The organism is Paenibacillus sp. DP01, from assembly GCF_044784315.1.
Taxonomy (GTDB): Bacteria; Bacillota; Bacilli; order Paenibacillales; family Paenibacillaceae; genus Paenibacillus; species Paenibacillus polymyxa.
Genome location: NZ_CP173059.1, coordinates 3,150,937 through 3,177,260, shown reverse-complemented (window position 1 = coordinate 3,177,260; position 26,324 = coordinate 3,150,937). Strand labels below are relative to the sequence as shown.

27 protein-coding genes and 1 riboswitch are annotated in these 26,324 nt (G+C 39.7%); of the genes, 17 read left to right on the top strand and 10 right to left on the bottom strand.

Annotation, left to right across the window (positions count from 1 at the left end):
* The first annotated feature begins 14 nt into the window (after positions 1-14).
* The gene (locus tag ACH59B_RS13910; protein ID WP_017427688.1) at positions 15-1,190 is read left to right on the top strand and encodes an MFS transporter; all 1,176 of its coding nucleotides are present in this window, start codon (positions 15-17) and stop codon (positions 1,188-1,190) included.
* Positions 1,191-1,981: 791 nt separating this feature from the next.
* Positions 1,982-2,785 (top strand): discoidin domain-containing protein, encoded by an 804-nt coding sequence (locus ACH59B_RS13905; RefSeq protein WP_045244480.1) that lies wholly within the window; start codon positions 1,982-1,984, stop codon positions 2,783-2,785.
* Positions 2,786-2,834: 49 nt separating this feature from the next.
* Here ACH59B_RS13905 and ACH59B_RS13900 read toward each other — a convergent pair whose 3' ends face one another.
* Positions 2,835-3,047, bottom strand: coding sequence for a hypothetical protein (locus ACH59B_RS13900; RefSeq protein ID WP_017427690.1), 213 nt, complete (start codon positions 3,045-3,047; stop codon positions 2,835-2,837).
* Between the two features lie 449 nt (positions 3,048-3,496).
* Here ACH59B_RS13900 and ACH59B_RS13895 point away from each other — a divergent pair, with 449 nt between their 5' ends.
* Together ACH59B_RS13895 and ACH59B_RS13890 are read left to right on the top strand one after the other, a co-directional pair.
* A complete protein-coding gene (locus tag ACH59B_RS13895) occupies positions 3,497-4,042 on the top strand; it encodes a GNAT family N-acetyltransferase (protein WP_017427691.1) in 546 nt (181 codons plus the stop codon).
* Between the two features lie 279 nt (positions 4,043-4,321).
* Positions 4,322-5,737, top strand: coding sequence for a helix-turn-helix transcriptional regulator (locus tag ACH59B_RS13890; RefSeq protein WP_017427692.1), 1,416 nt, complete (start codon positions 4,322-4,324; stop codon positions 5,735-5,737).
* Positions 5,738-5,875: 138 nt separating this feature from the next.
* Here ACH59B_RS13890 and ACH59B_RS13885 read toward each other — a convergent pair whose 3' ends face one another.
* From ACH59B_RS13885 to ACH59B_RS13875, 3 genes are all read right to left on the bottom strand, one after another.
* Complete coding sequence (locus ACH59B_RS13885; protein WP_016821966.1) at positions 5,876-6,196, bottom strand: hypothetical protein; 321 nt, start codon at positions 6,194-6,196, stop codon at positions 5,876-5,878.
* Between the two features lie 1,094 nt (positions 6,197-7,290).
* Positions 7,291-7,605 (bottom strand): multidrug efflux SMR transporter, encoded by a 315-nt coding sequence (locus tag ACH59B_RS13880; protein ID WP_031461602.1) that lies wholly within the window; start codon positions 7,603-7,605, stop codon positions 7,291-7,293.
* The gene (locus ACH59B_RS13875; protein ID WP_016821963.1) at positions 7,602-7,940 is read right to left on the bottom strand and encodes a multidrug efflux SMR transporter; all 339 of its coding nucleotides are present in this window, start codon (positions 7,938-7,940) and stop codon (positions 7,602-7,604) included. The genes ACH59B_RS13880 and ACH59B_RS13875 overlap by 4 nt, the downstream gene beginning before the upstream one ends.
* 88 nt (positions 7,941-8,028) lie before the next feature.
* A riboswitch (guanidine-I (ykkC/yxkD leader) is annotated at positions 8,029-8,129 on the bottom strand.
* Between the two features lie 222 nt (positions 8,130-8,351).
* Between ACH59B_RS13875 and ACH59B_RS13870 the strand changes: the two genes are divergently transcribed.
* The 3 genes from ACH59B_RS13870 (at position 8,352) to ACH59B_RS13860 (ending at position 9,169) form a co-directional block, all read left to right on the top strand.
* The gene (locus ACH59B_RS13870) at positions 8,352-8,447 is read left to right on the top strand and encodes a hypothetical protein (protein WP_016821962.1); all 96 of its coding nucleotides are present in this window, start codon (positions 8,352-8,354) and stop codon (positions 8,445-8,447) included.
* 246 nt (positions 8,448-8,693) lie between these two features.
* Positions 8,694-8,819, top strand: a complete 126-nt coding sequence (locus ACH59B_RS13865) for a hypothetical protein (RefSeq protein ID WP_257125939.1) — start codon at positions 8,694-8,696, stop codon at positions 8,817-8,819.
* A 242-nt stretch (positions 8,820-9,061) separates the two neighbouring features.
* The gene (locus ACH59B_RS13860; protein WP_016821960.1) at positions 9,062-9,169 is read left to right on the top strand and encodes a hypothetical protein; all 108 of its coding nucleotides are present in this window, start codon (positions 9,062-9,064) and stop codon (positions 9,167-9,169) included.
* Positions 9,170-9,365: 196 nt separating this feature from the next.
* On the opposite strand, the gene ACH59B_RS13855 is transcribed toward ACH59B_RS13860, so the two are convergent.
* Positions 9,366-10,835, bottom strand: a complete 1,470-nt coding sequence (locus ACH59B_RS13855; RefSeq protein WP_242210995.1) for an FAD-binding protein — start codon at positions 10,833-10,835, stop codon at positions 9,366-9,368.
* A 412-nt stretch (positions 10,836-11,247) separates the two neighbouring features.
* Here ACH59B_RS13855 and ACH59B_RS13850 point away from each other — a divergent pair, with 412 nt between their 5' ends.
* Positions 11,248-12,129, top strand: a complete 882-nt coding sequence (locus ACH59B_RS13850) for a glycosyltransferase (RefSeq protein ID WP_044788167.1) — start codon at positions 11,248-11,250, stop codon at positions 12,127-12,129.
* 527 nt (positions 12,130-12,656) lie between these two features.
* Positions 12,657-14,069, top strand: coding sequence for a helix-turn-helix transcriptional regulator (locus ACH59B_RS13845; protein WP_016821956.1), 1,413 nt, complete (start codon positions 12,657-12,659; stop codon positions 14,067-14,069).
* Positions 14,070-14,799: 730 nt separating this feature from the next.
* Here ACH59B_RS13845 and ACH59B_RS13840 read toward each other — a convergent pair.
* Positions 14,800-15,678, bottom strand: coding sequence for an SDR family NAD(P)-dependent oxidoreductase (locus ACH59B_RS13840; protein WP_117289553.1), 879 nt, complete (start codon positions 15,676-15,678; stop codon positions 14,800-14,802).
* A gap of 155 nt (positions 15,679-15,833) precedes the next feature.
* Between ACH59B_RS13840 and ACH59B_RS13835 the strand changes: the two genes are divergently transcribed.
* The 3 genes from ACH59B_RS13835 to ACH59B_RS13825 all read left to right on the top strand — a co-directional run bounded on the left by ACH59B_RS13835 (position 15,834) and on the right by ACH59B_RS13825 (position 17,898).
* Positions 15,834-16,307 (top strand): MarR family winged helix-turn-helix transcriptional regulator, encoded by a 474-nt coding sequence (locus ACH59B_RS13835; RefSeq protein WP_167438453.1) that lies wholly within the window; start codon positions 15,834-15,836, stop codon positions 16,305-16,307.
* 161 nt (positions 16,308-16,468) lie between these two features.
* The gene (locus ACH59B_RS13830) at positions 16,469-16,951 is read left to right on the top strand and encodes a hypothetical protein (RefSeq protein ID WP_228552592.1); all 483 of its coding nucleotides are present in this window, start codon (positions 16,469-16,471) and stop codon (positions 16,949-16,951) included.
* A gap of 446 nt (positions 16,952-17,397) precedes the next feature.
* Positions 17,398-17,898 carry a DUF2798 domain-containing protein gene (locus tag ACH59B_RS13825; protein ID WP_167438454.1) on the top strand — a complete coding sequence of 167 codons (501 nt, stop codon included), beginning with the start codon at positions 17,398-17,400 and terminating at the stop codon, positions 17,896-17,898.
* A 186-nt stretch (positions 17,899-18,084) separates the two neighbouring features.
* On the opposite strand, the gene ACH59B_RS13820 is transcribed toward ACH59B_RS13825, so the two are convergent.
* The 3 genes from ACH59B_RS13820 to lexA form a co-directional block, all read right to left on the bottom strand.
* On the bottom strand, positions 18,085-18,225 hold the full coding sequence (locus ACH59B_RS13820; RefSeq protein ID WP_162835279.1) for a hypothetical protein: 141 nt from the start codon (positions 18,223-18,225) through the stop codon (positions 18,085-18,087).
* 41 nt (positions 18,226-18,266) lie between these two features.
* Positions 18,267-18,431, bottom strand: a complete 165-nt coding sequence (locus tag ACH59B_RS13815; protein ID WP_016821950.1) for a hypothetical protein — start codon at positions 18,429-18,431, stop codon at positions 18,267-18,269.
* A 420-nt stretch (positions 18,432-18,851) separates the two neighbouring features.
* Complete coding sequence (gene lexA, locus ACH59B_RS13810) at positions 18,852-19,478, bottom strand: transcriptional repressor LexA (protein WP_013310545.1); 627 nt, start codon at positions 19,476-19,478, stop codon at positions 18,852-18,854.
* A gap of 189 nt (positions 19,479-19,667) precedes the next feature.
* On the opposite strand from lexA, the gene ACH59B_RS13805 reads away from it, so the two are divergent.
* The 4 genes from ACH59B_RS13805 to ACH59B_RS13790 all read left to right on the top strand — a co-directional run bounded on the left by ACH59B_RS13805 (position 19,668) and on the right by ACH59B_RS13790 (position 21,929).
* Entirely contained in the window at positions 19,668-20,036 is a 369-nt protein-coding gene (locus tag ACH59B_RS13805) for a LysM peptidoglycan-binding domain-containing protein (RefSeq protein WP_045244483.1), read from the top strand.
* Between the two features lie 108 nt (positions 20,037-20,144).
* A complete protein-coding gene (locus ACH59B_RS13800; RefSeq protein ID WP_016821948.1) occupies positions 20,145-20,351 on the top strand; it encodes a DUF896 domain-containing protein in 207 nt (68 codons plus the stop codon).
* Positions 20,352-20,468: 117 nt separating this feature from the next.
* Positions 20,469-20,978 (top strand): hypothetical protein, encoded by a 510-nt coding sequence (locus ACH59B_RS13795; protein ID WP_045244484.1) that lies wholly within the window; start codon positions 20,469-20,471, stop codon positions 20,976-20,978.
* A 156-nt stretch (positions 20,979-21,134) separates the two neighbouring features.
* Positions 21,135-21,929, top strand: a complete 795-nt coding sequence (locus tag ACH59B_RS13790) for an HAD family hydrolase (RefSeq protein WP_180986866.1) — start codon at positions 21,135-21,137, stop codon at positions 21,927-21,929.
* A gap of 97 nt (positions 21,930-22,026) precedes the next feature.
* Here ACH59B_RS13790 and ACH59B_RS13785 read toward each other — a convergent pair whose 3' ends face one another.
* A complete protein-coding gene (locus tag ACH59B_RS13785; protein ID WP_045244485.1) occupies positions 22,027-22,569 on the bottom strand; it encodes a cupin domain-containing protein in 543 nt (180 codons plus the stop codon).
* A 281-nt stretch (positions 22,570-22,850) separates the two neighbouring features.
* On the opposite strand from ACH59B_RS13785, the gene metH reads away from it, so the two are divergent.
* Positions 22,851-26,291, top strand: a complete 3,441-nt coding sequence (gene metH / locus ACH59B_RS13780; protein ID WP_044788161.1) for a methionine synthase — start codon at positions 22,851-22,853, stop codon at positions 26,289-26,291.
* The last annotated feature ends 33 nt before the right edge of the window (positions 26,292-26,324 follow it).

Genomic DNA, 26,324 nt, shown 5'->3' with positions numbered 1-26,324 from the left:
AGGAGTGGAGTGAATTGAAAAATAAACTGATCATCTATGTCCTGGCACTGGCTGTTTTTCTGATCGGAACCATTGAATACATTATCACAGGAGTCATTGAAATGATTGCTATGGACTTAGGAGTATCTACTTCCGAAGCTGGGTTACTGGTGACTGTGTTTGCTCTCGCAGCAGCTATTATCGCTCCGATTTTGATTGCATTAACGATAAATGCAGATCGCAAGAAGCTACTGATGGCCACCCTTAGTGTGTTTATTGCCAGCAACGGACTTATGTTTGTAGATCTTGCTTACGAAACAGTACTATGGGTACGAATGATTCAAGGAGCTAGCGGAGGAATTACTACGGTGGTAGCCATGGCAGTAGCGACACGACTCGTTGAAAAAGAAAAAAGGGGGAATGCCATCGGTATCATTTTGATGGGGCTTAGCAGTTCGCTAGTGCTCGGGGTTCCCATTGGCACATTTTTTAGTGAGATGTTTGGATGGAGAGTTCTATTTATTTTAATCGGTTTGTTAAGTGTTCTTCCTTTACTTATCATCTATAAAAAGGTGCCGGCAATCAAAGAAAAAGAAAAGGTTACCCTCAGAATGCAGCTCTCCATTTTAAGGAATTCAACAATTCTGACTGCTTTGGTTATTACTTTACTTTATATCGGCGGCTATTCTACACTGTTCACCTATATTACGCCTTTCTTGCAAGCCACATCCTCTCTTTCCATAACCGAAATTAGCGGTGTTCTATTCCTGGCGGGAATTTGCAGCTTTGTTGGATCAAGAGTGGGCGGACAATTGGCAGATGCAAAAGGATCGAAATTTACAATTTGTTTCGGACTCCTGTTACAAGGGGCGACTCTTCTTTTATTCGCTCTAGCGGGTGTCAATATCTTGGTATTAATCTTGGTTTTAATGATTTTTATGTTAGCAACGTGGAGTATTTCCCCCGCCCAGCAACTATATCTAGTTACTCTAGCGCCTCGAAATCCGGACATTACCCTTAGCGTAAATACTTCGTTCATCCAATTTGGTTTTGCACTGGGATCTGGATTAGGCGGGATTGTCATTAGTCGTATATCTGTCCTGTTTTTGAATTGGCTGGGTTTTGCCGCTGTAAGCATTGCTTTACTTCTTGCCATCTTACTATTTAAAAAAATGAGCAGTAGGACTGGAACTCCTATTGTTACTAAATAAATATGAAATGGACTGACTAGGGTGAAACTAAATTTATATTCCGCCTTCTTCAAGTGAGCCCATCATGTATTCCACATCTCTTAGAGTGAGCAATGATGCTTCTAATCTCCACTCTAAGGGGTGTATCTTTATTTACTGTGTGAAAGAATTGCACGAAGATTAGTAGTTATCCCGATGCAATTTGCGGTAATTTGAAAGAGATAGATCATAAAAAGATGCAAACTGTTTTGAAAAAAAATTAGAGGACTGGAAACCCACATCAAGTGGAATTTCAGTGATGGGGCGAAAAGTATATTGCAGAAGTTTTCCAGATTGTTGCTTAAATAGATGGGGAATTCTTGAAAGGGAAAGGCGGACTCCACGAGCCAAATCCTTGATTTGGTAATCCTCAGTGTACTGTTCTACAAGGATATCGAGTACTTCTTGAATACGGGCATCCAGTATTCTTTTTTTTACTATTTAGCCTAGATACTAATAAAATATTCTCTTCCAAAGTGCTTAGAGTAAGTTCGTTCCTTAGCGAAGCCAATGTATCTAAACAGTAGGAAAGTATCGCCAATGGCATGTGTGCAGAAGGTGACGCAGGTGCTGATGGAACTAAAGTAAGGTTTATCGTGAAATAAAAACAAGGACTCAACCAGTATAGCACTGGCATGAGTTTTTTTAATACCCAATAAAAAAAAAATATGCAAAAATATAGAACATATTTATAGATAAGCAAGTTTATGTTTAGACACATTTCCTCAATTAAATTATTCTTAGTTCTATTAAACATATTGGAGGATTATTTAATGAAGAAAGCATGTATAACAATTCTATTTTTAGTTCTTTTATCGCTTCCCTTGTCAAATGTCTTTGCAGCTGAAGTAGAGTATTCAGAAAATTTAATTCCCAAAATGACATCTAACACTTTGCCATCTGGAGTAGCTAGTGCGAGCAATGAATTTTCATACGCATATAGATCTTTTGACGGAGATTTTGCTACTATCTCTAGTGCTTGGGGATCTAATGAAACTACTGCATGGTTAAGATATGACTTTCTTAAACCTGAAGTTATTGAACAATACGTTATATATCCACAGACAACGGCAACCGACCGAGCTCCTAAAGATTGGACTTTTGAAGGCTCAAATGATGGGATTACTTGGAACGTGCTAGACACTCAATCAAATATCACTGAATGGGTAGATAGCACTCCAAAAAAATTCACTTTTTCTAACTCTAATTCATACAAGGACTATAGAATTAATATTACAGCGAACAATGGAAGTCAGTATATAACTCTTGGCGAATTAGAGATGATGTCTAAAGTATCAAGTTCCACTCCTAACCCAGGAACAGAGGAACCGACTCCAAACGGGGACCGTGCAATCCTTGTTGTCACCATGACAACTGGCTTGGAGAAAGAATTCGATTTGAGTATGCAAGAGGTCAATGACTTTATTGCATGGTACGAAGGCAAACAAGCTGGTTCTGGATCAGCATCCTATGCAATCAATAAACATGATAACAATAAAGGTCCATTCAGTAGCCGTAAGGACTACATGTTGTATGATCGTATCCTAATGTTTGAAGTAAGTGAATACTCTAAATAAATTAAAAGCTCTGCCGACCCATTAAGGTTAGCAGAGCTTTTTAATGTTATCACTTCATTGCACTGGTTTGGCGGTAATCTCTATATATCTCCGTTAGTCCCAAGACTTCTTCCATTGTCAGGTTATTACGAAGGTGATTCAGCGCTTCGGCGATATACAATGCTACCACTATTTGCTTTTGTTCATCAGTTCGTGGCCGTTCCTCTTGTAATTTGTCTTGTATGTTCCTGCGATGTATTTCTAGGAATCTTTCTAAATTCATAATCATCGCTCCTTTTTTGTTAAGCTGGATGGTTTTCGTTTTAGCCTATTCAAATAGTAAACCATGATCACGGAATTCAAATGTCTGGACTTTGTGACCAGGTAGTAATTCTGTTTCCTTGTAGAAAACTTCAAACTCAATTAGCAGGCAATCAGTGAATTTATCAAAAGTACATATGACCAGGAGAAGATCTTCTATTAATATTCACAAAATAGTCCAATCGGATTATACTTGACGCGACGGATACAGAGCAACCCCGACAGCATCGATGACACCCTATGGCTCAAGCGAGTGAGTGTTTTTTGCGTTTGGGGAAGTATACATATATGTCTAGCAGGAGGGAATATGAATAGGCGAATGGAATGAAGTAAACTGAAATTATATTCGAGACAGACATGCTATAATTGAATCCAATCAAGTATTAAAGTCCAGCATTAAGGAGAGATATTTTGGAGCAAATTAGAGGAATTGAAATTGTTGAAATGACATTCGATAACAAGGATGATTACGAATGCAAAGATCAACCTTTTATGGTCATAGGGAGACTTATCCCCAAACTAGAAAATGGCATATGGAGTTATCATGAAGAACTTTATGAGCAACCTTATGAGTCAAAATACCCGGAACACGAAGATCTTGATGAATATATTAATAGCAATGACAGTATTGCTTTCTTATACTATTCCGGAAGGAAATGCTTGGGACATATAAGACTGGGGACAGTAGAGGAAACTAAATTTGCTTCTATTGACAGGCTTATTGTATTAGAAAGTAGCAGAGGAAAAGGAATTGGAACTGCCTTGTTAAACAAGGCAAGAGAGTGGGCATTACAAAAAGGAATGCAGGGATTTACGCTTGAGACGCAGGATATTAATTTACTCGCTTGCCGATTTTATTTGAAAAATGGGTTTGATATTGGAGCAGTGGACACTATGCTTTATTCAAACTCAAAATACAAAGATGAAAATGCGGTATTTTTCTATTCAAAATTCTAATGCATCATGATAATTTAATGTATTGTATTTACAGAATCCCGTTATGCAATCCGAAAGTATCGGTGAAACCCTACTAGCCAAAGCCAGTGGGGTATTTTTACGTTTATAGTTGGTGGAATGCTATTATTTGAGACATGCGATGAGTTTTTTATTTCATTTCATGCGAAAAATTGAATGTTTATATTAGTCGAATAATATATTGACATATGGTTAATTATGGTGAAAAATGAAGTATGTTTTTAAAAAATATGGAATATTCAAGCGAAGGGTGGCTATGGCATGAAGCATACACCTACGATTCGGGCGGAATTAGACAGATACCTGCAACAAGAAGGTTTGAGCATAGCGCAATTTGGGCATATCGCAGGCATTAATAGGGGAATAGTAAGTGCCATTGTGACAGGTAATAAGTCTATGTCTGTTAATCAGCTTGACCTAATGACTGAGGCTATGGGTTTAACAGCGGGCTGCTTTTACGACTTATTTATAGAAAACTACATCATCGACACGTCCCCGAATATGAGACGAATCGAGCCATTTTTGTATCGTTGTGCAGAGTTGGACAAGTTGGGTGCGATCCGTCGAGTAGTGGGAACCATCATGGACAATCTACTCTACTCGCCCAAACTTTTTGACATTGCGGAGGAATTATTGGCACAGGGACGACATGCGGCTGCACTGCTGCTCTATGAGAGTGTAGCTGAAGCGGAGAAATACCAACATTCTGAGCGTTTGGCAGTTTGCCAATATCGTATTTTCACGATTCAAATTGGTGAGGACCAAAACCGTAATCTAAGAGCAGCCATACTATTTGAACCTTATATTGAGCGTCTGGACGAAATAGAGCAGCTTGACGCATTGAAGGATTTGGCAAACGTGTACAGGTCTTTACGTAAATGGGACAAGGTTGAGGAAATGGCACGGCAAATGAGAGGGAAAGCGGAAGTTCAATATTCCATAAAACATCAGGCAAAACGAAATTCTCAAGAGCTTGAAAAGGAGACAAAGGGCCCACTATTTGGATATATTGCTTACGCCGATTTGTTGTGTGCAAGTGTTTGTGAAGCCCAAGGCGATTATCAACAAGCTCTACAATATACATACGCCTATGCGGAATTAGACTGGGTCAAAGAGACTGACGAAGATACTCAATACTGGGTAAACTTGTTCAGTCAGTGGGCAGAAGGTAATACGTATGTAAATATGCTTCTGTCTGGAGATGTTAGTGTGCTACCGGCCTATGTTGAATATATAGCAGCCACATCAACCAATAATGAAAATGAGAAGCTCTCAAAGCTGTTGAACGTTATGATAGCGGCTAACCGATATGGAATAGATGTGAATGATGTCATTTCTCGTTTTGAAGCGGAGATTCATTCGTTTTCTGAACAGCCCACATCTGATGATATGTATACTCAACAAGTAATGCCAGACTATTTCGCGTGGTTTGGTTACGAAATTGCTCATTATTATTTACAGCGAGGAAACTACAATGATGGCTTCAAACAATTGATGTATGCAATGCTAAAGTCACATATAATAAATAATGAAACTTACTTTATAAATTGTATGGGCCTGTTTGTGCGTTTTCAAGTCCATGCGACTCCTGAAGTCAAAATGGAGTTTCACAATCTTATTGAAAAGGTGTGGTTAAGTAATGTTGAAAAGAATGGCATTGTTAATCGTTGCGAGTAGCTTTTTGTTTTTTATAACCGTACCCGCTCACAATCATGATCAGCTTGTTCAGACCTTTGTACAAATAGGTGGATTCTAAAGTAAAAGAAAGCTCTGCTAACCTTAATGGGTCGGTAGAGCTTTAACTGTTCACGCCTCTTATAGTGTATCAAGGTAGTCTTTCTGGAATTTGATAAAATCTTGCACACTATCGTGATAGGTAAATCTACCGCCATTTTTATTAATAATCCAGTTGATCTTCTCGTCATTTAACAAGACTCCATACATGCAATGATGAAGCAGTTCAATTTGCTTTTCATCCCTAATTCGGATCAAGTGTTTTTCTTGTTCGTCAATCAGATACCATTTCGTTTCTGTTTCATCTACATCTGCATCCACATACAGTATTGATACCGATAAGGGGAACGGCCAGTCAAACCAATGTTCTCGCTTGTCTTCTCCATAACCTTCAAATGCCATGGTTATTTCCTCCTACTTGGATAATTTCCTGATTAGTTTAAATGGATCTAACGTGTTGCGATTGTACGCTTTATTGATAACTGTTTTTTTGGGAACTCGCAGCTACTCTCAGCCTTTGGCATCTGGGCACCAATGCGGTGAATGACCTGCCGTTTGAGGTTGGAGCGAACTGCGATGCGTCTGTTTAGGCTGGGTTAATGGGGGGATCGAACTGGTAATCCTGGTTCAAGAGAGAATTTTCGGTAATTTCTTTTGGCAATGACGACGTAGGCTTTTAGGAATACACACATTAAATTTACTGCTGTTCTTGTCTTATTCTACTGGCTCAGGAATATCGCCCCCATATTCTTTCCATGGCTTATCGTGCGCCATCGTAAACTTCTGCAAAAGTTTAGTGTAACTTTGGCAACTCTCTATTCCGCTAATGCTGCATAATAGTTGTGTCCGCTTTCGTCGTTCATTGTTCTGATCTGTATAGTATACAGAAACGCGGGTAACAGAAGAGGTTGAATGTTTTGTTACCTGATATCGAACGCTACAACCAACGAAGACGGATACGCTCTATATTGTAATCATGGGAGGCTGGGATGGTGACCAAAAGATCATTACATTTCCTCGTCTGAAAATAGGCATTATACGGAATTAAACCTCCAATGATCCAGAGTTTATTTTTTGTACTCAAAATATAACTTGCGCATAACACATCAGGAGGCTACATACATGTCATGTCAATAAGACTCGAAGGTAATGGATTATGGGACCCACTGGAAAATACTGTTGATAACGTTCGGTCTTATAAAATAGAAAAAATATTGTATATGTGGTTGGTGAAAATAGCTTCATTAAATTGGATTCAAGTACCAACACGTATGAGCAAAAGCAATGGATTTCCGAATTTACTTCCAAAGATAGAGAGATATTCAATAAATTAATGGAAAAGTAGAGGGGAGCATAAGCAAATATGGTAGAATTTTATTTCAACGGCAGCCATGGACAAGGAAATAAAGTCCCAGACTGCCGTAGCTTTTTCAAAGTTAACATTCATCGTTAGTTTGCTCAGGAAACGACCTTTAGAGCTACACCAATATATATTTTTAACTGGCTAGTTTCAGCCCTACAGCAGAGCTAAGGACCAACCCTATACACAAAATACGCATTAATCCGCGTGGCTCGTTATAAAAGATCATGCCGAGGATAGCACCTCCAGAAGCGCCAATTCCAGTCCATACAGCGTAAGCCGTTCCCATCGGGAGTGTTTGCATTGCCAACGACAAAAATATAAAACTTAGGCCAAAACCAGTAATCAAAAGAGTCAGCGATTTCCAACTGCGGGCTTGATTGAACTTGTTTATAAGCAAAACCCCGATCATTTCAAAAATCCCTGCTAAGATCAAATACACCCAATTCATAGTCCACTTACCTCCTCTTTCTTCTTACTAAGCATTTTCAGACCAATCACTCCAATAAGCAGCAGCCCGATCAAAGCTACTTTCGAAACACTTATGTCTGCGCCAAACAATAGGATTTCAGCTACTACAGTTCCTGCCGTTCCTAGTCCGACAAATACAGCGTATACAGTTCCAACCGCTAATGAACGAGCCGCCTTGATCATCAAATAAAAGCTGATGTAAATAGCGACTACTGTACCACTCCATTCCCAAAAACTATCCGCATGCTTTAACCCACTAACCCAAGCAACCTCGAATATAGCCGCCACAATGACTGAAATCCACGTTTTGTTCATAACACACTCCTCCTTAAACTTTTTATTAAAAATTGGGCCATAAAAGAAAAAAGATAAAAGCCTGGGAAATAAACCGCACAATGCGTTTATCTCCCAGGCTTTTATCCCTCCGTGTCACAGCCATATGGCTGTGCGTTTTCTCTCGGACCAGACCAATCTTGTGATTGCGGAACCCTAGAAAACGTTTTTATTCAGTTATTGGCTAAAAACATACTAACACGCGATGTAACGTGAGTCAATTTACAATTCACCTACTAACTTGCCAGTTACTTTGACGCCGATGCCTAGTCTACAACTTCATTTTCACTGGATTCGCCTGGTTGGGTATATTTTCTGTTTAACTGAATGCCCGGTCACAGAGTCGTAGCTATACATATATTAAGGTGAAAACAATTAAAGGAGGGCTAAGCTATGAGTGGATGTGCAGGTGGTGTGTGGACTTCTACAGCGGCAATTTTGGTGCTCTATATCCTTTTGGTTATCATCCTTAAATCGTGCTGGGTTTAATATTGCGAAGAAAATTATATAGACCCCATCATTCAAGTTCAATGCCCTTATTTCTTTAGTAATCTGCCCGAAATCAGATTAGATAACAAGCTCTGCCGACCGATTAAGGTCAGTAGAGCTTGTTTTATTTGAACATCTTCTCGACTAGCTTTAACAACTCAGATGCGCTATGATATCCACTTTATATTCTAGTTACAATTACCAAAGTATAGTGCAATCTAATATTTTAAAATGAGGGGTTAATTGATGTTGGGTATGTGGAAATTTAGTCACAGAATGCTGAGTCTTAAAATTAAAGTTGTCCATAAGATTTTAATTGGTACGATCGTTATGGGGATTGGAACTACAGTAGGCAGCGACCGAGCCGGATAAAGCACCTATTCTCATTGGTGCCTGCTCTAACGGAGAGGTTGCGTCCAATATTAATGAAAACGAGAATAAGAGTGGATATATTCAAAATAGGGGAAAAATGTTTCTGTGAACTAGCAATGCTTTCCTTCCCTAGCTTCTAGCTGGTCCTGCTAGTGTGGTGTTTTTTATTTACCAGTATGCCCTACCACAGAATGTATTTTTACATATATTAAAGTGACGACAGATAAAGGAGGTTAAAAGGCATGGGTGCATATGAAGGTAATGGCGGCGGCGGTGTATGGACTTCTACAGCGGCAATTCTAGTGCTCTTTATTCTCTTAGTTATCATTACTAAATCACTTTGGGTTTAATTTGTGAAAAGAACTGCTGGGTAATTTCACTTCACTCATGGATTGTAAAAGGTTGATCCCAATAAGCGCATAAACTATTTGGCAATAGCCACAGCATTCGCTGTTCTTTTGGTGGGTGCTCGCTGAATTTCTGCCATAATAGTTTTGCGCTTATTGGGTTTTATCGGAAGGGAGATTGTCTCATCTGAAGGGTTTATTAGCCTATACCGAATGCCTTTTCTTCAAGATCTTCTATAATTTCTAACGCAACAAAATATCCAAAAAATAATGTTAAAATATCCTCATATCGTTTTCCTGATCCTCTTGCTCTACTTAATATTATGTTTTGACTTTCTTGTATTTCTCTTTTATGGAGTGATCGAGAAACCACAGATGAATCGGGAGCGATCAGATCCACCATTAGAGTGGACAACTTTTTCTGAAACTCTTCAATTGGAAAGTCATTATTTTCTTTTGAGTACAGCTGCATAGTTTCAGGTGGATCTTTAAATGTAATCGGGTATTGAGTATTGAAGACACCTTCATTAGCTATTTTGTCAGCAATTAATTTACCGAAAACGATACCCGCTGCAAATGCTTGCCCAGGGATTCTTCCCATACCAAGAACACCATTAAATTGAGCTTCTCCAGTAGCAAAAACACGATTCAAGTTTATAACTTCAGCATTCGCATTGATTTCGATTCCTCCTGAAGAATAGTGCATTGTTGGTGTAATTTTGATTCTTTTATTTTTAACCACATTAGTGCTAAATCCATATTTTTTAAATCTTTCATTCAATATATTTTCATCAGCATGGCTCATATCCAAGTACATATCCTTTTTTTGCTTGATGCAATCGAGTTCAAAATGTAAAATCTCGTCAATCATTTCATGGTAATCATCTCGAGCAATGGCATCACATATATACTCATCTTTTAATAGTTGAATTCCTTCCTCATCTACTATTTTCCCTTGACTTAAAGAAACAACTCCGCCCAATAAAATTTGTCTTCCATTGTATATTGACCAAGGATGAGACATCACTGTAGACATTCCCTTTAATCTTGCACCCATTTTTTTAGCTAAGATAAGCGTTTCTCCAGTCGAACCCGGTGAATTATCATTGTAGTTAAATTGCCCCGCATATCCTCCCGTAGCTAATACCAAATAATTAGTATATATCCTGATAAATTGATCTAATTGGATGTCATAAAATAATGCGATAATTCCTTCATTATACTTTTCCAAATGAATCAAAATTTTATTACACAGCGGTTGTTCAATATGTTGTAACAAACAATTAATTAATTTCTTTCCTCCCTGTGATTTAATCAAACATTCAGGCATGATACCAAAGGATGTTTTCTCATAAGAGATTCCTAATTCCTCGAAAAAATTTATGACTATGTTGGAGTTTCTATATAGCGTTTCAATAACCGATCGATCTGCTCCACATTTATCAACCGTAAGATTAATAATATTATTAATATCATTCTCTGATGGAACACGTGTATTTGCGGCTGCAAGAAAGGAGTTGCTCTGTTTGGGCGCATTCTTTTTTGTTGTAATCGTGTACTTGATATTGTTTTTTGATAAATAATAAGCAACAGCAAGCCCCGATATACCCGTACCAACAATCAAAATTGGAGTGTAGTGTTCTACGGATGTTACATTTCGTTCCATCATTCTATCTCCCTTTTTAAGATGCAGATATTATCTTAGGCTGAATCTCACAGTCCGTTTTCCACTTAGATATATTTGTTTGTTACCGATGAAGAATGGAATCTAAGTGAAATATTTTTCCTAATTGTACAAATTTATTACTTATATTGTCAACTTCGTCTAAGAAGTAATTAGCCCGACTTTGAAGCAGGGATATTCAAACCAATCAATCTTTGATGGCACTAGCTTCTAGGACTGGAAGCTTCTAAATTTTCAAAAGGGCATATTATATTACCGGGAAGCCGCTTCGAAATATATTTCAGAACATATCTTAGAACATGAGAATATAGAGGGAACCATTATCAAAAAAATAGGGAAGCTGCTTTGTGATTTTAATACTGATTCCATTTGAAAAATATGAAATGGAGGGAATATTGTGCCACGAGCTTCGGTCATACTGCCAGTTTACAATAATGCAGCTTTTGTCTTGGAGGCAATACACAGTATTTTAGCTCAAACTTATTCGGATTTTGAATTAATTGTTATTGATGATGGTTCGACAGATGGATCTACCTTTCTTATTTCACAAATATCAGACCCTAGAGTGATAAAAATCTTCCATAATACCAATCGAGGGTTGATCGCTTCTTTAAACGAAGGATTAAAAAAGGCCAATGGTGAATATATCGTTCGTATGGATAGCGATGATATTTCTACGCCAGATCGACTAGCTGTACAAATCGCATTTATGGATCAAAATCCATTGATTGATGTATGCGGTGCTGCTTTTACTTCATCTAGTGGGGGATCAATAAAGGTAAATCCGGCCAGTCATGACGAAATAAAAACATGGTTGTTATTTCATTGTTGTATCTGCCATCCTGCTATAATCATGCGCAATAGCATGATCCGTCGGCTTGGCATTCAATATGATAGTAATTATCCCCATGCCGAAGATTACGAGTTGTGGAACCGACTAGCTTTCCAAGTACAAATGGCGAACATCCCCATAAACGTATTGTATTATCGTCAACATAATGGACAAGTGTCCAATCAGCATAGAGCTATACAAGATGCTACTGCTCGGAGAATTCGTCAAAGACAGTTTAGTAAGTTAGGCTTGGAATTATCAGATGAAGAGAACCAGATTATGCTGGATATTCTTGAGTTTAAAATTAATCCCTACGATTATGATAGTTACACCAGAGCTTTAGGTTTTGCCAACTGGGTGCTGGACCAAAACAGTAAGTATTTAGTTTATAACCAGGAACTATTAAACATGGCGTTTTCACGGTGCATATCCCATATTCCTTATTAACAGAGAGTTAAGCAAGTGATCCGGTTGGAAAGAAGATACTCTAATAGCACAAGCTTTTGAAGTTTTTGCAAAAAGGTGATTAGGCTCTGCCGGTTTAGCTGGTTGAGCCTTTGTTTTGTTTGTCTGTATGCCCTGTCACAAAACGCAGCTATACATATATTAGAAGTTTTTATCCTCTTGGTTATAATTACTAAAGCATTTTGGATTTAATTTTATGAAAAAACTGTTAGGCAACACACTTCACTTTTTTTAGATGGTAAAAGTTGAACCCAATGGCGCATAGGTTATTTGGCAGTAGCCATAGTAATCTCTTCCTTTTGGTTAACTAAGTTTTTACAGCGTACTTAGGGGACCCTGCCATAATAGGTTGTTGCGCTTATTGGGTTCTGCTGTCAGTGAACAGCATGGACTATACATTGAAATCTTACATTATTCGCATAATATATTGACATATGGTCAATTTTAGAGAAAAATAGACTACAACAATATAAAAATTTTGGAATTTTTATGTGAAGGGTGGATATGGCATGAAGCATACACCTACGATTCGGGCGGAACTAGATAGATACCTAAAACAAGAGGGTCTGAACCTGACGCAATTCGGGCATATTGCAGGCATTAATAGGGGAATAGTTAGTGGCATTGTAACAGGCAATAGTTCTATGTCTGTTAACCAAATTGATAGAATTACAGAGGCTATGGGTTTACCAGAAGGCTATTTTTACGACTTATATGTAGAAAACTATATCATCGACATTCCCCCCAATATGAGGAGAATCGAACCATTTTTGTATCGCTGTGCAGAGTTGGACAAGCTGGATGCGATCCGTCGAGTGGTGGGAGCTATCATGGACAATCTACTCTACTCACCCAAACTATTTGACATTGCAGAAGAATTATTAGCCCAGGAACGACATGATGCTGCACTATTGCTCTATGAGAGTGTAGCAGAAGTGGAGAAATATCAACATTCTGAACGTTTGGCCATCTGTCAATATCGGATTTTCACGATTCAGATTGATGACGATCAAAGCCGCAATCTTAGGGCAGCCATACTTTTTGAGCCTTATGTCGAGCGCCTAGACGAAATAGAACAACTTGATGCATTGAAGGACTTAGCTAATGTGTATAGGTCTTTGCGTAAATGGGATAAGGTTGATGAAATAGCGAGAAAAATGAGAGCTAAAGCGGAAATCCAATACACTTTGAAACATCAACAGAGCAGCCGAGAACGCACTGAGTCTACTAAGAAGCTAACTCGCCCCATGTTTGTGTACATTACCTATGCCGATTTATTGTGTGCAAGTGTCTGTGAAGCCCGAGGCGACTATCAACAAGCTTTACAATATACATACGCCTACACAGATTTGGATTGGGTCAAAGAGACTGACGAAGATACCCAATACTGGATTAGCTTGTTTCAGCATTGGGCAGAAGGTAATACTTATGTTAATAAACTTATGTCCGGAAACACTAGTGTGCTGCTAGATTTTGTTGAATATATAGGAACAACCGCCAATGAAAGTGAGAAGCTCTCAAAGTTGTTGAACATTATTATAGTAGCTAACCGATACAATTTGGATATAGATGGTGTACTTACAAAATTTAAAATAGACATTGATGCCTCTACTCAACTCCCGACATCTACTGATATGTACACCCAACAAGTGGTACCTGACTATATTGCATTGTTTTGTTATGAAATGGCCTATTATAATTTAAATAGGAAGAAGTACAGTGATGGTTTTAAACAATTATTATGTGCAATGGTAAAAGCACATATACTAAACAATGAAACATATTTCATAAACTGCACAGGTCTCTTTGCACATTTCCAAGCATATGCGTCTCCAGAGACCAGAGAAGAGTATTTTAAACTATTAGAAAAGGTGTGGTTAGACAATGTTGAAAAAAATGGCACTGTTAATCGTTGCGAGTAGCTTTTTATTTTTTATAACTGGTCCCGTCCTGACGCAACATATTCAGATCCTTGTACAAATTGGAGGTGCTTAAGCACAAAACTCTGCTAGCCTTATGGTTAGCAGAGTTTTTTAGTTAAAGGAATTGTTACACTATGCGCCGAATGAGTCGCTGAAGTGATCAGTTTTCAAGCATACATATAAATATTTCGATGGCACAAAGTTATGACAAATTATATCTTCCTATGAAATGAGGTTTTTTAATGATTAATCATACCAATATTCTGAGAGGGGATATTATTACTGGTGATGAAACTGCAGAAGCATACGGGAGAATAGACGACAAAAAATAGATTACTATAGAGAAATTAAAATATTGTATGAAGCGACAAGAGTGACACAAGGCATACCGTAATCATAGTGAAGCTGGGGCCGTGACCCAAAAGATCGTGTTACGCCGCCTGGAGTGTAAATAGGTACTGTATGGAACACTGAGCCTCAGATTAATCTGAGGCTTATTTTTATGTGGACCAATTTACGAACTTATCAGAGTGACTGATAACGCGTGGGCTATCAACGTTATAAAGAACGAAATCACAAAGCTGAATGGGTTCGCTGCTGCTTTTTGGTGACTCATTCCGTTCATTGATTTAGCAAATGATTGAAGATATGCTTGTATGTAGTGCGGGGTTGGCATTATTGATGATTAATGCTTCATTCATTGCCGTCTTATCCCTTCATCAATCATTTCTTATGGAAGGAATCCCTTCTGTTCCAGCAAATCCTCTGTGACCTTCCACAGTTTTTGCTGCATCTTGGGATCTCCTCCAGGTGAGACTGGTTGAATAGATTTCCCAGTTCCGACGTTAAAGTATCCACCTGTTTTTTTATGATATTCCGGATCTACAATTAATCGGGTGATGATATCTGCTCCTCTTCGCGGATCTCCAAGATGAAGGATTTTCAACAATCGTTCTAATAGAGGGGCAAACCAAAGTTCTCGTCCCAATCCGGTAACATTGAATCCTGGATTTAGTGCATTTACGCTGATTCCCGTATCCGACCATCGTCTTGCCAGTTCAGCAGTGAACATAATATTCAATAATTTGGTCTTTCCATAGATGGGCGATGAGCCACGAGCGGTAAAGGCAGTTGTATCCGTTAAATCCTCGGGGAGCTTCAAAACTCCATGATGGCGTGAAGCTTCGGAGGCAACATTGACAACTCTGGCCTTGCCTACGTTCTGCAGGCACGGTTTTAGTGTATATGTTAACAGCCACGGCGATAAATAATTTATAGCAACCATTTCAGGAAACCCCTCGGGAGTGACGCGTTGCTCAAAAGCATGGATACCCGCATTGTTTAACAGCACATCAATATTAGAGTATGCGGCGGCTATCTCATCCCCGATTCGTTTAACATCCTTCAGTACCGATAAATCTCCATAAAAAAAGTCAACCTTCGCTGATGGGCTAACCAGCTCAATCTGTTTTCTTGTAGCTTCAGCACGTTCCCTACTCCTGGCAGTCAAAACAAGGTCAAAGCAGCCGCGTTTTCCCAATTCAACTGCGACTAGTTGTCCAAGACCACTGGTGGCACCTGTTATGACAACAGTAGTATTTTTAGACATTCGTCATTTCTCCTTCATGTGTTACAATTTTATTGGAGTAGCCAATTCGGTGAGTTAGCATATTTGATTGACATATGTCCACTATAATAATTTGGTTGATATATGTCAATCAAATTTGACTTGTGGTTTTTTGAACGAGAGAAAGGTGATTGAAGATGAAATATAATGAAGTTAAAAATGAACCAAGGGGGAAATTGGAGATTGAGTTGGGCGAGCAGCTTAACGCACTTATCAGCGCTTCACACGCCCTGAATGTCAGAGCTGCTGCGAAATTTGACTCCTCCTTACAACCTGCCGCCTTCCATATTGTTCGTTGGCTGTATTCTTATGGCCCAACAAATGCCGCCACTTTAGCGGAATCAACTGCGATGGATCGAAGTTCAGTGAGTCGTCTTGTCAAACAGCTTGAGTCTTTGGGGTATTTGAACAGAGAGGCCTCCCGAAGTGATGGACGAGGAATTGTATTATCTCTTACTGAGCATGGACAGCAAAAATTAATTGATGCGCTTAAGGAGAAAGAGTCCGTTTTCTATGAACGAATTTCGGACTGGGAAGATGCTGAGCTTCATAATTTTAACCAAATGCTTAGGCAATTTAATGGACTCCATCGCCACGGATCACAACCTTAAGAAGTGACCCGCATGTAAGGAGTTTGGATATAGAGTAGAAGTGGATAATGAAATCTACCCGAATGTGTATTTTTTATGTCAGACAAAGCTCCCCTTACTTTGACAATCAATAAGCCGTATGTTTATGGATGAAGATAAATAGGAAGGAAAGGATGAAAATAATGAGTATGAAATTAGGAAGGAAAACTACTTTATGTTTCTCCACAATTGCTCTCTTATTTTCAGTTTTGTCCCCGCTATCAGCCTCGGCAGATGTAGCAAGCGTCACCCATGACACCTATACAAACTCTTTAAATCAGGAATTAGTTTCATCTCAATTAGTAATTTTTAAAGATGACACAGCATATACAGATGTATCTATTGTCGGGAAAAGAGTGAAATTTTCGATTAGTGGTTTAGAAAACCCGTTTAACACTAATTATTACAATCGATTAGTCTGGACTAGTACTGATGAAGAACCAAATATAAAAAATATTCTGACAGTAAAAGTTGCGCCAAAGACAGGGTCGCTTTACAGTTCCAGCAACTATGAAAACCTTTCACTGATAAAACAAAAAATCAACTCTGACTCACCTGTATATGGATGGATTCAACTAGAATCCAAAGAGTGGGTTAAAGCAGGATCAGCTATAATCAAATATTAGAATGTGTAGTATAAGTAAATACTATAAATAAGCGAAATCCCCGCCGACCAGCTAAGGTAGTGGGGATTTTTCAATATAAAATAAGACTTCATCAACTATTGACAGAGTCTTTTAGAAAATTGTTGAAAGTAGTGTTCTTAAGAAGGGAAAAGTGTTTCGAAATCTGGAAAAACGCCATCACTAAGCCAACGGGTAGGGCCTTCAAAACTTCCATCGAGTGTAGCGGTAGCATAATCTCCATTGGAGCCATACAAAGTAATAGAGATATTTTTTATTATTTGTATTTAATGCTATAAATGTGTAATGATTTTGTACATAGTTCATTAGTTGTGAAGAATATTCCTTACTTGTCTTTGTTTGTTACGATATGTTCATAAAAAGTTCACTTACATGAAAATTTGGTTGCAGCTAAAATAATCACATCCAAAAATGAAAGGTTGAATTAAATGCCAACAACTAAAAAGGAAAGCTTTTACTTTGGGGTTATTATGTGTTTTGGAATGGTCGTTATTATGACCTTCTATAATCTTTTGATTAACGGATTGATTGGAAAAATTAGCTTGATTACCATTGCTGTTGAATTTCTAATTGGATTTATTATAGCGCTCATATTAGATTTATATATCGTGGATCCTGTAGCAAAAAAAGTTGCTTTAAGTCTACCTTTTGATAAATCCAAAAAAATATTTTTAATTATCACGATTTCAACATGTATGGTGTTCGGAATGGCCTGTTCTATGTCTTTCTACGGTTTATTAACTTCAATTCTAAGTCAGGGTATTGGCGATCATTCATTATTTGAAGCCTATTTAGAAATTTTTATAAAGAACTTTGTTGTGGCCTATCCATTACAATTATTGGTTATGGGTCCTGTTGTTCGAGCCTTGTTTATAAAATTTATAAAGAAAAGCGGGCAAGTGGGACCTTATAAAAAAGTATTAAATTAAATAATAGAGCAAATCCATTGCAGCAATGTTAAGCTAATGAATGGTTTTACAGCTAGAAATGTTTAAGTTATGAAAATCGGATACAAGTTTGAGGAAGCTATAACTGGCGGGATTGGTAGTTTGGTGTATTATTTAACACAAAAAAAGCAGGAAGAATTCTTCCTGCTTTTTGCTTGAAAATAATTATTAACGTCTGCGTTGTCCATCATTCACGCTAAACAGATTAACAGCCAGTGCGTTACCTCTTGCACGCGCATTGGCTCTTTGGTTGGAACGGATGTTTAATCTTCTTCTTCTCAATTCACGGTTGCTGTGTCTTCTGCTCATAATATCACCTCCCTTCAAAGAAATGAAGGTACGGTTAAATCTTAATGATGTTTATGCTTACGCTTGGAAATTTTGATATTTAATGCGTTAGTTGCGAGTGCATTTCCGCTTCCTGTTTTAGCAGCTGCGGCTTGAAAGACTTTAACGACCAGATATCTGTTTTTCCCGATGCGATGCTTATACGTTTTAACTCTATTTCTGATCATCTGCATAACTCCTTTGCTTTAGGTCTGCTATATACATATGTCAATTGTGCTAGTAATGTATCAGCATAAATCTACTAAAGACAAAAAGAAGCTAGTACCTATGTTCCTAAATGTTTAACAAAAAAAGCTCATGCTAGCCTGCGTTCGCCTTCCCAACTTTACGTTATAGAGGAAGGCCACCGTAGGTTCATATGTGTCAAATTTCCATTTGTTTAGCTAATAAAAGTAAACAGTTTAAGATCAGAGTGGAACTATCTCGGATATGGGGCGGATATAATAGTAGAGACAATATAGGTTGCTGAAAAGGAAAGAATAGTTGGAGACACATACATAGTAAATATAACAAAAATATAAAACCGGCTCGCCTAGGCGGCCGGTTTTATATTCGTGGTAGTATAACGGGGAAGAAAGCACGATAAATCAGTGGAAGTCCCGGAAGAGTCCAACAACCTTGCCCAATATGCTGACGTGTGTCAGTCGAAGTGGCTCAAAGGCTGGATTTTCAGGTTGAAGCCGGATATGATCTTTTTCTTTGTAAAAGGTTTTAACTGTAGCCTCGTCTTCATCTGTCATAGCTACTACAATGTCTCCGTTATCAGCAGTCTGCTGCTGACGTACGATTACATAGTCTCCGTTAGCAATACCAGCTTCAATCATGCTTTCGCCTACAACAGATAACATGAATATTTTATCCTCACCAACAAAGTGTTGGGGAAGAGGAAAGTAATCTTCAATATTTTCTGTCGCCGTAATAGGAAGACCAGCGGTTACTTTGCCGACGACGGGAACACGACTAATGGAGTAATTAATCAAGTTGCTGTTATCCGATTCGTCTTGACCGAGTAATTCAATAGCCCGTGGTTTCGTAGGATCGCGGCGAATGAGTCCTTTTTTCTCCAAACGATCCAAATGACCGTGAACCGTAGAACTGGAGGCCAATCCGACTGCCTCGCCTATTTCGCGCACAGAAGGGGGGTATCCCTTTAGACGCACTTCATTGCGGATAAATTCAAGAATGGCCTGCTGGCGGCTCGAAATCTTAGACATACCGTATCAACCCCATTTAGTAACGTTTGGGAAAATTATAGCATAGAACCTCCGTTCGTACAAACATAAGTTCTAAATAATCCCTAAAAATATTCACGAACTTTTGTTCTCTTTTCTATTGAACAAAACAAACGTTCGTGTTATATTGTGAAAAACATAAGAACAAACGTTTGGAGGACGCGGCCAATTATGAAATATAGCACTTATCAAAGTATTTTTCCGATGAATTTAGAGAATTTACAGGAGACCCGAAAAGAGGGTAAGGTACGTTTGTTACAGGCTCTTACCAATACTCTTTTACTCAAGCTTCTTATTCTAGTAATTATCGTTTGGGTTGCAGGGGCAGGTGTACTTACGGTTTTTGCAGCACCTCCAGTTTCCAATGAAGAAATGATTAAGCTGACTGTACAACCTGGAGATACGTTATGGAAGATTGCCGTGAATCATAAACCGAAACGAATGGATACACGGGTATATATTGAAGGAATTGTACGTATTAACGATTTGGAGGATCGGGGGGTGCAGGCAGGTCAGGTACTTAAGCTCCCACCCTTCTGATCTATAAGACTATAGAGCTTGTCAAGGAGCGCAATGAGGGAGCCTTGACAAGCTCTTTTCTACATGTCAAAGTGTATTATATCTTTGCTTTTATGGAGGGGACACAATTTGGATATAGACAGTTTGGTACAGCGCATTAATGAATTAGCGCGCAAAGCAAAAGCCGAAGGATTGACGGAAGAGGAAACCACGGAGCGCGCCAACCTTCGGGAAATTTATTTGGGCAACATTCGCCGTAATTTTCGGCAGCAACTTGAAACCATTGAATTTGTGGACGATGATACGTCGAAGGGAAATGGCGGGCTGAAGCATTAATGTTGCTAAAGCCTGCATCATTTGCCTTTTGTTATTAGGTATCTTTCTTGGTATCTATATAGATCAGCTTTAAGGCAATTGTTTTAATGTAATATTTATTGGGAAGGGAATTGAGAGATGGCCCGATCATTTGAAAGAAAAGTACGTAAAAACACAGCGCATTTAAATAAAACGCGCAAGAAACAAGGCATTCAAACCATTAACGGCGCAGGTTCAGCAATGGACATTTTCCGTGGCCGTAATATTACTGTGCCAATCATGCTGGCTGGTCTTGCTGTATTGTACATGCTTATGAGTTACTTTTTGACTAAGACCGGCATGCGGGGAATGGATTGGCTGGTATTTGGCTTGTACTTGATGCTGGCTGTTATCTTCTTCATTCGCCGTCCTTATTTAAAAGTGGGAAAAGATACCCTTTATATGTTAAAAGGTGGCAGAGAACGGCCGATGACGGCAGGGGACATGAAAGCCATCAAAATTGAAAAGGGTTACGTTACCGTTGAAAGAAAAGGGAAGGGCGGTAATTTTATTTTCACAAAATCACTGGGACGCTATGATACAAATGCCATCGCAGAGCGCCTTGAAAAATTTGCACTATCCAATCAGATACAGGTAGATAAGAAATAACCGATTTAGCCTGTAGCTCTGTAAGTAAGGCCGTATGATGTTATTTTTCATATAACATGGTGCGGCCACTTGCTTAATATGGGCACACATAATGATCTGATTCGTGACCAAACAGACAAGCTTACATATACAGTGGAAAGAGAGTGGATAATTCGTATGACGATTCAGGCGATAATGTTTGATCTTGATGATACCCTTCTGTGGGATGAACGTAGTGTAGAAGAGGCATTTGATGCAGCATGTCAAACAGGCTCCCGAGAAACAGGCGCTGATCCGAAAACGCTGGAAGAAGCCGTACGCAAGGAAGCGCGCGCTTTGTATGAATCCTATGAAACCTTTAGTTTTACTCAAATGATTGGCATTAATCCGTTTGAAGGACTGTGGGCGAATTTTACAGCAGGTGAGCAACCTGAATTCCGCCAATTGGAACAGTTGGCTCCTGTTTATCGTAAGGAATCATGGCGCAGAGGGCTTCAGCAACTGGGGATAGATAATGAGGAGTTGGCGGAAAAGTTGGCTGCCCAATTTGCTTCGGAAAGACGTGCACGTCCACATGTATATGAAGAAACGTTTGAAATTCTGGATCAATTGAAGGGACAATACAAGCTGCTATTGCTGACAAATGGTTCCCCTGATCTACAACAGGAGAAGCTGGATGGAGTTCCTCAATTGGCTCCTTTTTTTGATCATGTTGTCATTTCAGGTTCTTTTGGTCGGGGCAAGCCTGATCCTTCTATATTCCAGCATGCTTTGGGACTTCTAGGAATTGAACCTGGACAAGCTTTAATGGTAGGAGATAAGCTGACGACTGATATTCAAGGGGCTTTGTCAGCTGGTGTACATTCGGTGTGGTTGAATCGGAACGATAAAACCAATACTACAGAGATCAAGCCGAAGTTCCAAATCAAGCATTTGTCTGAGTTGCATGGAATTATTCAATCTTTAAAGTAAATAATCTACAGTCTTCTAAACAAGTATAAAGAAAACTCCCTTCGCTCGATATGCTACAGAGCAGAGGGAGTTTTCTTATTGACACAATACATCGTAATTATGCTGTAGTGAATGTTGGATCTTCGAACGGTTCAGCAATCCATCCATTTTCTTCGATGAACAAGCGGACTGCGACGATCTTTTGATCTTCCATTAAAGTGAAGAAGTGCGGTGTATTTTCAGGAACAGAAATAACGTCGCCTGGTGAAAGCTCTACATTAAAATAGCCGATCTCTTCAGAGCCTTTAATGATAAAAATCCCTTTACCAGCAACAATGGCGCGGATTTCATCCTCGGTATGGGTGTGAATTTGCTCGAATTTGACCAGCAGCTCCTCCAAATTCGGCGTTGCTTCAGATAAAGTGATGACGTCCCAGATTTTATATCCGCGACGTGCGGCTAAATCTTTGATTTCAGGTTCAAATGTTTTAAGAACAGCGGCTTTTTGATCATCTGTCAAAGTAAAGTTTTCTTGCAGCTCCCCTGGCAGCTTGGAAGCATCCCAGTGTTCATACAATACCTGGTAGCTCTCCAAAAATTCACGTACTCGCTCTTCACCGCTAATTCGCTCATTCGTATTGCGTATAAAAATTTCTGCCATGCACAAATCCCTCTTTTCCACTTGGATTAATGTTGTATAAAGAATACCATGTCTTAACCAGTTGTACAATACAGGCTGAAGCATTTATGTGGGAACGACTATAGTAATACGATACAGTTTAAAGACGTTCGTCTATAACGATGCATACTACAAAAATAGATCAGCTAAGTCGTTTGTAAAGAAGAATAGCCTGCATAAAACGTATGTTTTTACTTCAATCTATCTAAATGATACGGTTTCTGCTAAACTAGGATTTAACGTTTTGCGGGGGTGAAGAAATTTTGGATAAAGTTAGCTTGCAGGATGCGTTACAACGAAGAATACTCCTTCTTGATGGGGCTATGGGCACTATGATTCAGCAGGAAGACCTTTCTGCCGCTGATTTTGGTGGGGAAGAGTTAGAAGGCTGCAACGAGATGTTGGTCTTAACAAGACCGGATGTCATTCAAGGGATTCATGAAGCATACTTGGAGGCCGGAGCAGACCTGATTGAAACGAATACATTTGGAGCGACATCCGTCGTTTTGGCGGATTACGATATACCAGAACGTGCCCGTGAAATTAATCTGGTGGCGGCCAAACTGGCGCGTAACGCGGTGGATAAATATAGCACTGCGGACAAGCCTCGTTTTGTTGTAGGAGCTATGGGTCCAACTACAAAAACCTTGTCTGTCACAGGCGGTGTTACATTTGTAGAGCTGATTGAAAGCTATCAGGAGCAGGCTTTGGCGCTTATTGAAGGTGGGGTAGATGTTCTTCTGTTGGAGACCTCACAGGATACGCTTAACGTTAAGGCAGGTAGCATTGGAATTCGTCAGGCTTTTGAGCAGACAGGGATTGAGCTTCCATTAATGATTTCTGGCACGATTGAGCCGATGGGAACAACGTTGGCCGGACAAAACATCGAATCCTTCTGCATATCACTCGAACATTTACATCCAATCTCGATTGGACTGAATTGTGCTACAGGTCCAGAGTTTATGCGTGATCATATTCGTTCTTTGTCTGAAATGTCCTCTGCAGCTATTAGCTGTTATCCAAATGCGGGCTTGCCCGATGAAAATGGTCAATACCATGAATCGCCGGATTCATTAGCTCGTAAAATGGCTGCTTTCGCTGAAAAAGGCTGGTTGAATATTGCGGGAGGCTGTTGCGGTACTACTCCAGAGCATATAAGAGTAATGAGTGAAAGTATGGCGCAGTTTGAGCCTCGTCAGCTCGTAGGTCATCATCCTCCTGCCGTATCAGGCATTGAGCCTGTGTATATTGAACAGGATAATCGTCCGTATATGGTTGGTGAGCGAACGAATGTTCTGGGTTCCCGGAAATTCAAGCGTTTGATCGTGGAAGGCAAATATGAAGAAGCGTCTGAAATTGCCCGCGCTCAGGTAAAAAGCGGAGCACATGTCATTGATATTTGTGTGCAAGATCCGGACCGTGATGAAATGATAGATATGGAAGCGTTCTTGAAACTGGTTGTAAACAAGGTGAAAGTACCATTGGTGATTGATACCACGGATATTAAAGTTATCGATAAAGCACTTCAATATTCGCAAGGTAAGGCAATTATTAACTCCATTAATTTGGAGGATGGTGAAGAGAAATTTGAGAAAATGGCTCCTATTATTCATAAATACGGCGCTGCTGTTGTTGTCGGAACGATTGATGAACGTGGACAGGCAATTGGGCGTGAGGATAAGCTCGAGGTAGCTAAGCGTTCTTATGATCTGTTGGTGAACCGTTACGGTTTGGCAGCGGAGGATATAATTTTTGATACGCTCGTATTCCCAGTAGGAACAGGGGATGAGCAATATATCGGTTCGGCTAAGGAAACGATTGAGGGCATACGTATCATTAAAGAAGCGCTTCCCGGGGTTCATACCATATTGGGCATCAGTAACGTATCCTTTGGTTTACCGGAAGCGGGTCGTGAAGTGCTCAATTCTGTCTATTTGTACGAATGCACCAAAGCGGGACTGGATTATGCAATTGTAAATACGGAGAAGCTTGAACGCTATGCATCGATCCCCGAGCATGAACGGAAATTGGCGGAAGACCTGATCTATAAAACAAATGACGATACGTTATCTGCATTTGTAGCAGCTTTCCGTAACAAAAAAGTGGAGAAAAAAGAGAAGATATCAAACCTTTCGCTCGAAGAACGGCTGGCTTCCTATGTAGTGGAGGGAAGTAAGGAGGGACTGATCCCGGATCTGGAGCAAGCGCTCGCTAAATATTCTTCTCTGGAGATTATTAACGGACCGCTAATGAAAGGGATGGAAGAAGTAGGACGTTTGTTTAACAACAACGAACTGATTGTTGCGGAGGTTCTGCAAAGCGCTGAAGTAATGAAAGCATCCGTGGCTTATTTAGAACCGTTCATGGAGAAAAATGAATCCTCAGTAAAAGGTAAGATTTTGTTGGCTACGGTTAAAGGTGATGTGCATGATATAGGTAAGAATTTGGTGGAGATTATTCTATCCAACAATGGTTACCATATTGTAAATCTGGGTATAAAAGTACCACCAGAACGCATCATTGAAGCTTATCGTGAAGAAAAGGCTGACATGATCGGCCTGTCCGGTCTGCTTGTTAAATCGGCACAACAAATGGTGCTAACCGCGCAGGATTTGAAAAATGCGAACATTGATATTCCAATAATGGTTGGTGGAGCTGCCTTAACGCGTAAGTTTACTAAAAATCGTATTCGTCCTGAGTATGATGGGCTGGTAGCCTATGCGAAAGATGCTATGGATGGACTGGATATTGCCAATAAGCTTATGGACCCTGAGTCCCGTAAAAAAATGGCCGAGGACATGAAGGCTGAGCAGGAGGCGGAAGCGGCAACGGTCGTGGAGGTCAAGCCGCTCCCTAAGCTAACTCGGGCTGTACGTTCTAACATTGCTCAGGATTTGCCCGTCTATATCCCGCCGGATACGGATCGCCATGTACTGCGTAACTACCCACTGAATTATATTCTGCCTTATGTGAATATGCAGATGCTAATGGGGCATCATCTTGGCTTAAAAGGCAATGTTGAGCAACTGCTAGCTTCGGGGGATCCGAAAGCGATTCAGTTGAAGGAAACCGTAGACAGCATCATGTTTGAAGCTGTTACAGACGGAATTATTCAGGCGAGTGCTATGTATCGGTTCTTCCCAGCTCAGTCCCAAGGAAACCAAATTCTAATCTATGATCCATCGGATGTAAGCAAGGTACTGCACACATTTACGTTTCCACGTCAGCAGGTAGAGCCTTATCTATGTCTGGCTGATTTTTTGAAATCAGTGGAATCAGGGGTTATGGACTATGTAGGTTTTATGGTTGTTACCGCTGGTCATGGCATTCAGAAGCTATCCACCCAATGGAAAGACAACGGAGATTACCTGCGCTCACATGCACTTCAAGCAGTAGCGCTCGAAGTGGCAGAAGGGTTAGCAGAACGGCTTCACCATATTATCAGGGATAGCTGGGGTTTCCCGGACCCTGCCGATATGACGATGAAACAGCGGCACGGCGCTAGATATCAAGGTATACGGGTATCCTTTGGCTATCCGGCATGTCCGGATCTGGAGGATCAGGGACCGTTGTTCCAATTGTTAAAACCTGAGGACATTGGCGTTGAGCTAACGGAAGGGTTTATGATGGAACCGGAGGCATCAGTATCAGCCATGGTGTTCAGCCACCCTCAGGCGCAGTATTTTAACGTCGAAAAGGTTTAACACCTTTATCAGATGGGATAGCAAAAACCCTCC

What these genes read in the sequence shown, in the direction of transcription:
- ACH59B_RS13865 (WP_257125939.1), top strand. Translation starts at nt 8,694, where the DNA reads ATGTTGGGTATGTGGAAATTTAGTCACAGAATGCTGAGTCTTAAAATT.
- ACH59B_RS13900 (WP_017427690.1), bottom strand. Translation starts at nt 3,047, where the DNA reads ATGAATTTAGAAAGATTCCTAGAAATACATCGCAGGAACATACAAGAC.
- ACH59B_RS13825 (WP_167438454.1), top strand. Translation starts at nt 17,398, where the DNA reads ATGCCAACAACTAAAAAGGAAAGCTTTTACTTTGGGGTTATTATGTGT.
- ACH59B_RS13875 (WP_016821963.1), bottom strand. Translation starts at nt 7,940, where the DNA reads ATGAACAAAACGTGGATTTCAGTCATTGTGGCGGCTATATTCGAGGTT.
- ACH59B_RS13815 (WP_016821950.1), bottom strand. Translation starts at nt 18,431, where the DNA reads ATGATCAGAAATAGAGTTAAAACGTATAAGCATCGCATCGGGAAAAAC.
- ACH59B_RS13805 (WP_045244483.1), top strand. Translation starts at nt 19,668, where the DNA reads ATGAAATATAGCACTTATCAAAGTATTTTTCCGATGAATTTAGAGAAT.
- ACH59B_RS13860 (WP_016821960.1), top strand. Translation starts at nt 9,062, where the DNA reads ATGGGTGCATATGAAGGTAATGGCGGCGGCGGTGTATGGACTTCTACA.
- ACH59B_RS13830 (WP_228552592.1), top strand. Translation starts at nt 16,469, where the DNA reads ATGAGTATGAAATTAGGAAGGAAAACTACTTTATGTTTCTCCACAATT.
- ACH59B_RS13820 (WP_162835279.1), bottom strand. Translation starts at nt 18,225, where the DNA reads ATGAGCAGAAGACACAGCAACCGTGAATTGAGAAGAAGAAGATTAAAC.
- ACH59B_RS13785 (WP_045244485.1), bottom strand. Translation starts at nt 22,569, where the DNA reads ATGGCAGAAATTTTTATACGCAATACGAATGAGCGAATTAGCGGTGAA.
- ACH59B_RS13790 (WP_180986866.1), top strand. Translation starts at nt 21,135, where the DNA reads ATGACGATTCAGGCGATAATGTTTGATCTTGATGATACCCTTCTGTGG.
- ACH59B_RS13840 (WP_117289553.1), bottom strand. Translation starts at nt 15,678, where the DNA reads ATGTCTAAAAATACTACTGTTGTCATAACAGGTGCCACCAGTGGTCTT.
- ACH59B_RS13890 (WP_017427692.1), top strand. Translation starts at nt 4,322, where the DNA reads ATGAAGCATACACCTACGATTCGGGCGGAATTAGACAGATACCTGCAA.
- ACH59B_RS13870 (WP_016821962.1), top strand. Translation starts at nt 8,352, where the DNA reads ATGAGTGGATGTGCAGGTGGTGTGTGGACTTCTACAGCGGCAATTTTG.
- lexA (WP_013310545.1), bottom strand. Translation starts at nt 19,478, where the DNA reads ATGTCTAAGATTTCGAGCCGCCAGCAGGCCATTCTTGAATTTATCCGC.
- ACH59B_RS13885 (WP_016821966.1), bottom strand. Translation starts at nt 6,196, where the DNA reads ATGGCATTTGAAGGTTATGGAGAAGACAAGCGAGAACATTGGTTTGAC.
- ACH59B_RS13795 (WP_045244484.1), top strand. Translation starts at nt 20,469, where the DNA reads ATGGCCCGATCATTTGAAAGAAAAGTACGTAAAAACACAGCGCATTTA.
- ACH59B_RS13905 (WP_045244480.1), top strand. Translation starts at nt 1,982, where the DNA reads ATGAAGAAAGCATGTATAACAATTCTATTTTTAGTTCTTTTATCGCTT.
- ACH59B_RS13855 (WP_242210995.1), bottom strand. Translation starts at nt 10,835, where the DNA reads ATGATGGAACGAAATGTAACATCCGTAGAACACTACACTCCAATTTTG.
- ACH59B_RS13845 (WP_016821956.1), top strand. Translation starts at nt 12,657, where the DNA reads ATGAAGCATACACCTACGATTCGGGCGGAACTAGATAGATACCTAAAA.
- ACH59B_RS13880 (WP_031461602.1), bottom strand. Translation starts at nt 7,605, where the DNA reads ATGAATTGGGTGTATTTGATCTTAGCAGGGATTTTTGAAATGATCGGG.
- ACH59B_RS13835 (WP_167438453.1), top strand. Translation starts at nt 15,834, where the DNA reads ATGAAATATAATGAAGTTAAAAATGAACCAAGGGGGAAATTGGAGATT.